This is a genomic window from Asaia lannensis NBRC 102526 (genome assembly GCF_024054035.1).
Classification (GTDB): Bacteria; Pseudomonadota; Alphaproteobacteria; order Acetobacterales; family Acetobacteraceae; genus Asaia; species Asaia lannensis.
The window spans coordinates 289,932-299,745 of sequence record NZ_JAMXQU010000004.1 but is presented as its reverse complement, the minus strand read 5'-3'; the positions used below and the strand labels follow the sequence as shown (position 1 = coordinate 299,745).

Genomic DNA, 9,814 nt, shown 5'->3' with positions numbered 1-9,814 from the left:
GCCAGCGTGATCTCCTCGACCGCCACGGGGCCGCGCGCGGTTTCGATCAGCGTGCCAGTCAGGTAACAGGGCGGAGCGCCCAGATAGGTGAGCCCGGCATCGCCGGAAGCTCCAGTAAAGAAGTATCCTAATGAAAAACCATCAGGGTCGTAGCCCAGGCCAATATCGATTTGCACGGAAACAATGTTAGTGATGTTGGGGTAATAAGTAGATACCGTTAATATCCCGGTGCTTGGATCGTAGCTGCACCAGTCTGCCATGCCCCAGCTTCCGAGATCGAGCTTGTCGCCGCCACCGAAGCCTCTGATCTTGAGGTTAGTGACACTGCCCAACATGCCAGCATTGATGGCGATGTAGTTATTACCGCCACTGCAATTGATCGTGACATTAGAAATCGAACCGCCTCCGTTTCGATCACCGAAGGCAATCTGGGAGTTGGTCATATTGATCGTCTGACCGGAGATATTCTGAAATGACGTAAACCAGTAGCAATACTGATTGCCGCGAAAATCGCTGGCAAGCGTCACATTCTGCAGATTGATGGTACCATTTCCGGTAATGTTGCCGGTTGATTTATAGTTATAAAGGGAAGTCCATCCAATATTCATTGTGCCGTTATTCACAGTATTTCCGGCAATATTGAAGAATCCAACAGCCTGCAGAATACCGGTCGGGTCGACGTTGCCCTGCTTATTACTACCATTGACCGTAACCACGCCGTTCGATCCGATAATGGCGCCGTAATAATTCGCGCTTCCCCAACTTCCGAGGGACACACTGGACCCCTGATGCATATTGAAAACCAACGTGCCGTCGACATTGAACGGGTCATTTTGCGCCCAATGCCCCGCCACCCAGCAACCGGTACAGTTTTGATTCACTGTAATCGTATTGGTCGTTCCAGCAGGGGTCGTGCCTGATGCACTCTGAAGATCACCCCAGAAGGTTGTGTTCGCCATGAGACTCAACTCCGACAACATACATTTCGGACGCCTGCATACCGATTTTTCTGACGCGTTGTGTCATCCAGATGACATTAGCGTGATTTACATACCTTGTTATCAAGTAGAAATATTATGACGCAATTGGAATTGCATATTTCAAAAAAAAATTTTCCAATCTTATAGGAAAGAGTTGTTATTGTTTGAGCTTATATTTGATAAGAATCCCAATGAAATGATATCATTACATAATACCACTGCGAGATATTCCGTGTATCGAAAAATTCTTTTCTACGCGCAAGATATATATACCATATGAATTCGCATAGTTAGCCTTGCGCAATATTTAATGTGAAATCCATTATTTGGCAATCATTAGGAGTCAATACCAGAATACAAATTCGAATACAAAAATAATATCTGTATATTGACAATTGTTTTCAAATTAATTCGTATGCTTTCGTTGATTTACTTGGTTGCATAAATTAAGGTATTATTTAATATTATGCATTAATTAAGATATACTGTAACCATTACTAATCAACGCATCGCTCATCGTCTATAAGCGCTCCTTCCAGCGTAACGCCTGGGTTTCCGGCTGGAATCCAGTATACCAAGCAAACCGCCGTACTCGTCGGGGGATCATCGTATCAGGAAATCATGGTGGCCCCATTCCCATTGCAACTCAATGAGAGCCCGCAATCTGCCACGACAGAACGGAATGTAAGGGGAAAGCCAAGGTTACCATAAACCGACATTCAGGACAGGACACACGTAAAACCAATAGATGCCCTGCCCGGTTACAAGATGCTCTGTCGTAGGCATTCCTCTATGCCGGGGATGACTCAAGAGTGCTTCGACAGGCTCCCGCGCGTGCTTCTGACGATCCCCCCTCTCCCTCAATCCGGCTTTTCTCCTGAAACCGGGAGCACGCCCGCTTCGATCGCCTTGTTGAACTGCTTCCAGTCGCATTTCGTCTGGTCGGCATAGCGTGCGGAGAACGTAACGAGCGCCTCCGCAAAGCTGTCGCCTGTTCCAAGATAGCCGCCGATCATGGCCACGTCGCCCGAACGGGCATGAGCACGGGCCAGTGCGCGGCCGCACAACCGGGCATAATCATCCAGCCCCTCCTGCGCGACATCGGCGCCGATAGCTGCGAGACGACTGTCTTTAAGGCGGCGGACATAGAACTGTTTATGAGCGCCACTAAAAGCGGTTTTCCTGCCGCGCCCTGTCGGGGCGGTGCTATGCGTCCAGCCAAGAAAAGAGTCGGAGCTGGCCTGCATAATTCTCTGGCCCACCACAACCCGCTCTCCCTGGTTATCGAAGCGCGGGCCCGGCACATGCGACGCCAGTACGGATTCCTGGGCCTCCTTGATCTGAAGCAGCAAAGTCTCGCCATCGGCTGTGGCGAAAAGCCCTATGGCACAATAGGTACCAACGCTGCCTACCCCCACGACCTTGAACAAGGTATCTTCCAGCCTGTAGCGAGCGAGGAGTATTTTGCGCTCGGGCGGCTGGGTTGCGATATAGCGTGCAAAGGCCTCGCGGATCGTACCGTCCTCTTCCGGCAATCGCATGACGAGGGGTGGTTTGATCCTGAAACGCGGCCTCGTTTTATCGAACGACACGAGACCGAAATGATCGCGTGCGCTTGCAAGACGGGCTTCCAGACGGTCGCGTATGGTCTTGCGCGTATTCTTGTCGGCAAAATCCTCGATTGCTGCCGCAAGATCGATGCGATCCGACCATATCTCCAGCGGGCTCATTGGAGCCAGACGCGTCATTTCCGCCTGATAGGATTTCGCCATCAGAAATGCATTGTTCTGCGCCTGCTTTGTCGAGGCACCACCCTCTTCGCTGGCAAGAACCAACGAAGTGCCGAGGCGCTTCAGATCCCATTCGAACGGAGCCAGATAGGTTTCATCGAAATCGTTGATATCGAAAACGGCTATTCCGTCCGCTGAAGCGTAGCTTCCGAAATTGGCCATATGACAGTCGCCGCAACTCTGCACCTGTGGCCCACTGACAGGGGCTCCCGCCAGATCCGCTGCCATGACGATTGCACTGCCACGCAAGAATGCGAAGGGAGAGGCACGCATACGCTCGTATCGTATAGGCAGCAGGTCTTTTATGCGGCTTTTCCCCTGCTCGATCAGTAACGCGACCGGGTCGGCACGATCTTTGGGCGCCTCCCATTCGGCATGCGCACTACGTGGAACATGTTTACGGAGCTTCTGCCCTTCCTCGTACCGCATGGCGCGTGTCGCCAGAGCCGGCAACGCGGCTATGGATTCAGGAGAGGATAAATCGGCCATGACATTGCTTTCCGGGCAGTGGACAGAGCTCCGGGCCAATGCAGCCCGGAGATATCGCAGTTCGATCTGTTAGACATCAAACGACACAACCGAAAGCGTGTTCCTGCCTGTGAACAGAACGTAACTACAGCGTCACCGGCAGGCATCCACGCACACCCCGCCCGCACAAATGCCTGGAGATCAGAGCGCCAGAACGGCCAGCGCAGCCGCCAGAGCGGGCAAGGTCAACGCAACACCGAAGCGCATGAAACGCCAGTAGCTCATATCGAGCCCGTTTCTGCGCAGGATGATCAGCCAGAGCACTGTCGCCAGAGACCCGCTCAACGTGAAATTGGGACCGAGATCGACACCGATCAGAAGAGCATCCTGCAGCCCCGTTCCATGTCCTGCAAAAGCGGGGGCCATCTGGGCCGCAAGCAGGCCCGACGGAAGATTATTGATGACATTGCTCAGCACAGCCAGACCGAACCCGGCTGCCATGATACCACCGAGCCCTTCGCCGCAGACGCGTATTGCACCGGTCAATATCGTGATCAGCCCACTCTTTTCGACAGCGAACACGAGAATGAACAGGCTCGCCACGAGTGGAAAGACCGACCACGAAATCTCACGCAGTCCGGACATGGGAGAGCGTCGACGCAATGCCGTTACAACGCAGCCAAGTCCCATCCCGCAAAGCGCCGTAGCCCAGCCGAGCGAACCGTGCAGGAATGAGACGAGCGTAAGAGCAACGCCGATCCCGAATAGCGACAGCGCAGTGAAACGCGCTATGCGATCCAGATCCGGAAGCGGCGCGGTATCCGGAAAAGCGACATCGATATCGCGACGCACCATCGCGTACAGGATCACAAAACTCACACCGATCGCCATACAGGATGGCAGCAGAAAGCGCCCCAGCCATGGCAGGAGGCTCGGCGGCGCACCTCCATAGAGCACCAGATTGGCTGGATTGCTTATTGGCAGAAGAAAGCTCGCGGCATTGGCCACGAAGGCACAGGCCAGAAGCGAGGGAAAAGGATCGATCTCGGCCTTTTCGGCCAGGGCCAGTACTGGGGGCGTAAGCAGGATGATCGTCGCATCATTGGAGAGAAAGGCCGTCGTGACGATAGCTACGCCGAAAATGATCAGGAAAAGCATACGCCCCGATCCCGATGCCCGCTTGAGAGCCGCAGCAGACAGAAAATCGAAAAGTTTTTCCTGCCGTGCGATTTCGCTCAGGATCATCATCCCGAGCAGGAAAAGATAGACTTCCTTGCCCGAGCCTATGGCGTGCCATGCATCCATCCACCCGATTAGCCCGGCAAGTGGCAAAACGAGTGCTGCCATGCACGTCCAGAGCGCTTCTGGCAGTGCAAAGGGACGGAACAAAAGGCCTGCGATGGCAAATATGCAGGCGCACCAGAGTATCAGCTGATCCATGATAATGATGCCTCAGGCAGGAACAGGCGTGGCCCGATCCTCAGGATCACGCGTCTCGGGCATCATGACGAAAAAGAAGACGAGAGCCAGAACTGCAATCACAGTGAGAGACAGGAACCCCGCGCGATAGCCTTCAAGCTGCACAATATAGCCGCCGATCAGATTGCTCAGCCCTCCCCCGATCCCGACACTCAGCGCAACCATGCCTTGCAGGAAATTGAAGCGCCCCGTGCCATTGGTCAGATCGGCGGCGATGACAATAGCAATAACGCCAAAAATACCGGCAGCCATGCCATCGAGTACCTGAATGGCGATAATGGCTGAAGGCGCATCGAACCACGCAAAAAGCAGTCCGCGTATCGGCAGAATAGCATAAGCCAGCAGGAAGATCGGTTTGCGCCCGATCCCGCGCGCCATGGCGCGCCCTACCCCCCAGGCCACAAGCATCATGACGAATTGCGCAACGATCACACATGCGCTCAGTGTGACCGTTTCCGCACCCGGATGACTTTTCGCCATGACCTGACCGGCGAAAGGCAGCATGGCTGCATTCCCCAGATGGAAGAGTACGATCGCGCAAAGAAAGACCCATACAGGCCGTTGCCCGATCAGCTTGCCAATGGCCATGGGCGGCGCGCTGGAGTCATCCTCGCTCCCACGAGCCACTTTCTGGTCGATCTCTTTGGGGCGGATCAGCAACAAGGCCAGCGCGCTGGCCAGCGCCGATCCACAAACGAGATAGAAAATCCAGTTCAGCCCCCAATACTGCCCGCAGAGCCCTGCGAGAGCCGCTGAGGTAAAAGAGCCAAAATGATTGATCCCCTGATTGCGGCTTATACGCGCCGGCAAACGCCGACGCCCGACAAGCCCCAGCGAAATCGAGGCCAGCGCGGGTGGAATGACGGCTGCTGCGGCCCCCATCATGATCTGTGCAATCAGCACCGGTGCCATACCGGGAACAGCAATAATCATGATGCAGGCAAGCGCCGTGATGACGGCGGAGATCGCGACGAGAAAACGCTTGTATCGTGTGGAATCCACCAGCAATCCGGCCGGTATCTGGCACAGGGCCGTTGCAAGGCCTGTCATTGCCATCGCAATGCCAATCGGGCCTGCCTGCCAGTGACGCGCGCTCGCCAGATAAACGGTCAGATACGGCCCGACCCCGTCCTGCACATCAGCAAGAAAGAAATTGGTCGCATCCAGTCCGGCGACGCTGCTTTTCGAAGGTTTGCGACCTGCACCATGACTATTGGGTACGCGTCCAGACTGTATTTCGCTCACACTTCCACCATATCTGAAATCAGTATTTTTAATAATATTATCGAGTACTGGATTTTACTGCGCCATATGGGATTTCCCTTGGCATGCCAAGACCGGGAACCCGTCACTTTTCTGTACCTGTCTCATACATGTCCTGCTGTCCCGACCTTCCGTTCCGCAAAGCCTGTGAGCATGACAGCCCATAGTCCTGAAAGCATCGATCGGACCGGCTGATCACTTTCCAGATTTCCCACTCACAAAGCGCCTGCCCGAACGATGTCCTGCGAGAACGGAAAGCTGCCAGAGATGTTCCTTGTTTCCACCATGACCCATGCAATATCCTGCACCGCACCGCGTTTTCAGCAGAGCAAGGCAAAAGCCCGTCATGACGTCACGTATCGCTCTCCTTGCCATTCGCACGAGCCTCTGGGCGATTTGCCTGCTACTGGCCGCAATGGGGCTTCTCAGACATTTCTGGCCCTCTCATATCGGCTTGTTCGTATTCGCAGACCATCGCCTGGCGTTCGGCATTCTGAGCGACACGACTGGAGGCGCAGACCTTATGGGCGCCTTCGTCACACCGGTTTGTCTGGGCTGCGCCGCCCTGCTCTATCTCGTGCTCGACGACGCCTCACGCACAGCGTGAGAGCGACGTTCGGGCAGTTCAGCCGATACCGTGACGGGCCGCCCAGCGCGGTGACATCCAGCGGGCTGCCAGAAAGAGGCACAGGCCAAAAATCAGCAACGAACACAGGACGCTTGCCAAGGCTGCGCCGGTCACACCGCACAGGGTGAGCAGGCCCGAAAGGGCCAGAAAATAGAGAATAATCACCCCGATACGATAGCGCAGGATAATCGCGAGCCGCCCCATGACCGTAAGCAAGGTCTCCAGCGGGATGATGCAGACTTCCAGCAATGCACTGAACACCATGAGCAGAATGATCAGTTGCTCGTGCATGAAGCTGTCATGCAGCATCAGGTTCAGGATGAAACGCCCGGCCAGCAGGGCGACCAGAATGGCCAGGGCAGAAAACCCGATAATGACGCCTGCCAGCCTGCGCGTTACATGGCGCAGCGCCTGCCAGTTCTGCGTATCGCGAAAACGGACGAATTCCGGATAAAGGCTTGGGATCATCATCTGTGCCGGCTTGGCCAGCCCGTCGCAGATCTGTTTGGTCACCCTGTAGATTGCGACGTCCCGAGCCCCCAGTATCGCACCGATAATCAGCGTTCCACCCTGACGGAAAACGGCATCGAGTATCTGGTTCACGCTTACACGCAGGGTAAAGCCCCATATGCCCCGTATGTCGGCCGCACATAAAAGACAGGAAAAAAAGCCTATATCCCGCCCCATCTGACGCCGGAACAGCACAAACCCGCCAAGGCTCGTGACGGCAAAAAGAGCGAACTGGTGCAGAAACCAGATGAAAAGAAAAAATTCCAGGGACGCATGACAGAGATACCCGATCAGGTAGCCGAGCGTGCGCACGCAGGTCGAAACAAAATCGAATAATGCCGCAAGGCCGAAACGATTGCTCAGCCGGATCATCCCCGTCGACCATCCGGTGTTCATAAAGGCGACAGTCGCCATCATCCATGATGCATCGTGCTTTACGGATGCCGACCAGCCCAGAAGCGGCGTGCCTGCAACGGCAATTACCGCAACACCGCCGACCAGCCCGGTCAGACCGCTGATCATGTCAGAGCGCATACAGTACCCGAGTATGGGCATGAAGCGTTTTCTGTCACGCGCCTCGAACGAAGCTGCTCCGTAATGAAGCAGGGTCTGCCACGACTGCAGATGCGTCATGTCCGACACCAGCGTCACGAAGGTCGTGATCAGCAGAAGAATGCCGAATGTTTTCAGTCCGAGCGTATGAGCGGCCCATGCCACATAGGCAAAGCTGCACAGAGCGTTGACGATACGGCTCGAAACCAGAAACCCGGTATTGCTGAATATGCGATGAAGTGCCGAACGATGCTCGGACGACGAGTCAGATGACATGGTGCGGCAGGAAACCGGCAGAATAGGGTTTTGTCAAAAAGCAGCCCTCATGCCATTCCTGAAGCCGGCATCCCGGTCCCGTCCGGCCTGCATGAGCGAGAGGAACAACCTGCCGCCATGCGAAACGTGAAACGGCTTGACCAGCTGTGCAAGCGTTTCGCATGGCGGCGGTGCCTCGTCGAGAATAGCGCTCAATGCATCTGCCAGAGCAGGAACATCGCGCGTGGGAACACTGCGACCGGCGAGAGGCGAGACGATCAGATTATCGACCGCAGGCGAGCACCGTGTTGCGACAATCTGACGACCGGCCGCGAGCGCTTCAAGCAGAACGGCGCCGAAACTCTCCAGATGGGATGTAAGGGTAAAGACGCGGGCATGCTGAAGGTACGGGCGTATGGTGGGCACATAGCCCGTCAGAGTGACGGCCTCGGTCAGATCGAGCTCTTCGATCAGGGCTTCGAGCCTCGGTCGTTCCTCCCCTTCTCCGCAGATCACGAGCTTTGCTCTCGCATGTCGGTCACGCACCAGACGGAAGGCCTTTATCAACCCGTCGAAACCCTTGATCGCAGTCAGTCTTCCCGCTGCAAGAATGGTCATGGCCTCATCGGGGACAGGAACGAGCCCCTCCTCCTCGTCCCACAGCGCTGGCAGTGGCACGACATCCACCATTTTGGAACCGATGATGGCCATGGTTTCATGAGCAAGCGGTTCGCTCAGCGTCGTGACACGGTCCGCATGACGCAACAGGGCGCGCATGCGCCAGTCATAACGCATCTGCCCCAGTCGCGTACGGCCTTCGCGACATACAGGCGAGCTGATCTGAGCCAGTGTGACGGGCCTTCTGGACCGACCGAGCGTGGCAAGAGCGGGCAGAACCGGCCAATGGCTGTTTCCCGGCACGTAACAGGCATCGATCGCGTAACGCGCAAAGCATTTGCGAGCCTGCCAGGCCAGAGCCCAGGCAAGCATCTTGTCACCCATATGCGGGCTCATGCCGCAATCGATAATGCCGACATTGGGATGAACGTGGGATTTGAGTGGGCCCTGATCCCGCGCCACGACCAGCACGACGGCCAGACCGCAGGACGACCAGTAATTGGCCAGCCCGATCGCAACGCGCTCGCTCCCGCCAAGCCTGAAATCTCTCAGAACGATGCCTATCGTGGACAGGCCGCGCTGCGATGAAGGGGGAGCAAAAGGCAGAGTGACAGACATGAACGGTGCGACGATCCTGGAGACCGGAGGGAGAATCACCGCTTGTCATAGTTTGACACAGGATACAATGCGTTACTTTTCAAATATCGATTAATTCGCGGTAAAAGCCGCGCGAGTTACAATTCCATCGCTATATCGGGAAGAACAGAAACGGTTATTAACGATCGATCCCAATATAGAAAAGCCCCACTACCGATTGCACTGCAACAATCGGGTAGTGAGGCAGATCATCAGATATCTTCATGCCCCTCTTACAGGGTCATGAAAACGACATTGCTCAGTTCTTGGGCTGTGCATCGTCCGAAGGGGCAGATTTACCCGGCTGGGTCGAATGCTCGACATCGTAAGCCGTCGCTTTTTCTTCGTAGCTGCCCTTGGCGCCCGGATGCTCCTTGTCATAAGCCGCAGCCTTGGCCTTGGCCTCCTTGCGGTATTCATGGCGCTTGTACATGCCCGTCGCGCAGCCACCGACCGCGCCGACCACGCCGTGATTGACCAGATGTCCACCCACAGCGCCTGCGGCACCGTATTTCAGGCACCCGCCCGGCTCTGCCATTGCCTGAGGCAGCGCGACGACGAGACTGGCTGCCATCACCGTGGCACCGAGAAGAAGACGCATGACATAGTCCTTTCTGTCGTACCTGCCAGCCGGA

Annotated in this window: 8 protein-coding genes; 1 reads left to right on the top strand and 7 read right to left on the bottom strand. The window is 55.7% G+C overall.

Going from position 1 to position 9,814, the window contains the following annotated elements; translation table 11 throughout:
- From NF685_RS08120 to NF685_RS08105, 4 genes are all read right to left on the bottom strand, one after another.
- Nucleotides 1-959, bottom strand: a 959-nt coding sequence (locus NF685_RS08120) for a hypothetical protein (RefSeq protein WP_252849239.1), incomplete at its 3' end; no start/stop codon positions are given.
- A gap of 881 nt (nucleotides 960-1,840) precedes the next feature.
- Nucleotides 1,841-3,259 (bottom strand): DUF2252 domain-containing protein, encoded by a 1,419-nt coding sequence (locus tag NF685_RS08115; RefSeq protein ID WP_252849238.1) that lies wholly within the window; start codon nucleotides 3,257-3,259, stop codon nucleotides 1,841-1,843.
- Between the two features lie 180 nt (nucleotides 3,260-3,439).
- A complete protein-coding gene (locus NF685_RS08110; RefSeq protein ID WP_252849237.1) occupies nucleotides 3,440-4,678 on the bottom strand; it encodes an SLC13 family permease in 1,239 nt (412 codons plus the stop codon).
- A gap of 12 nt (nucleotides 4,679-4,690) precedes the next feature.
- Nucleotides 4,691-5,962: an MFS transporter gene (locus NF685_RS08105; protein ID WP_252849236.1), complete on the bottom strand. Its 1,272-nt coding sequence runs from the start codon at nucleotides 5,960-5,962 to the stop codon at nucleotides 4,691-4,693.
- Between the two features lie 364 nt (nucleotides 5,963-6,326).
- Between NF685_RS08105 and NF685_RS08100 the strand changes: the two genes are divergently transcribed.
- A complete protein-coding gene (locus NF685_RS08100; RefSeq protein ID WP_252849235.1) occupies nucleotides 6,327-6,587 on the top strand; it encodes a hypothetical protein in 261 nt (86 codons plus the stop codon).
- Nucleotides 6,588-6,605: 18 nt separating this feature from the next.
- On the opposite strand, the gene NF685_RS08095 is transcribed toward NF685_RS08100, so the two are convergent.
- From NF685_RS08095 to NF685_RS08085, 3 genes are all read right to left on the bottom strand, one after another.
- Nucleotides 6,606-7,946, bottom strand: coding sequence for a lipopolysaccharide biosynthesis protein (locus tag NF685_RS08095; RefSeq protein WP_222546909.1), 1,341 nt, complete (start codon nucleotides 7,944-7,946; stop codon nucleotides 6,606-6,608).
- A gap of 33 nt (nucleotides 7,947-7,979) precedes the next feature.
- Nucleotides 7,980-9,161 (bottom strand): glycosyltransferase, encoded by a 1,182-nt coding sequence (locus NF685_RS08090; RefSeq protein WP_252849234.1) that lies wholly within the window; start codon nucleotides 9,159-9,161, stop codon nucleotides 7,980-7,982.
- Nucleotides 9,162-9,438: 277 nt separating this feature from the next.
- The gene (locus tag NF685_RS08085) at nucleotides 9,439-9,780 is read right to left on the bottom strand and encodes a hypothetical protein (RefSeq protein ID WP_222546907.1); all 342 of its coding nucleotides are present in this window, start codon (nucleotides 9,778-9,780) and stop codon (nucleotides 9,439-9,441) included.
- Nucleotides 9,781-9,814: the final 34 nt, after the last annotated feature.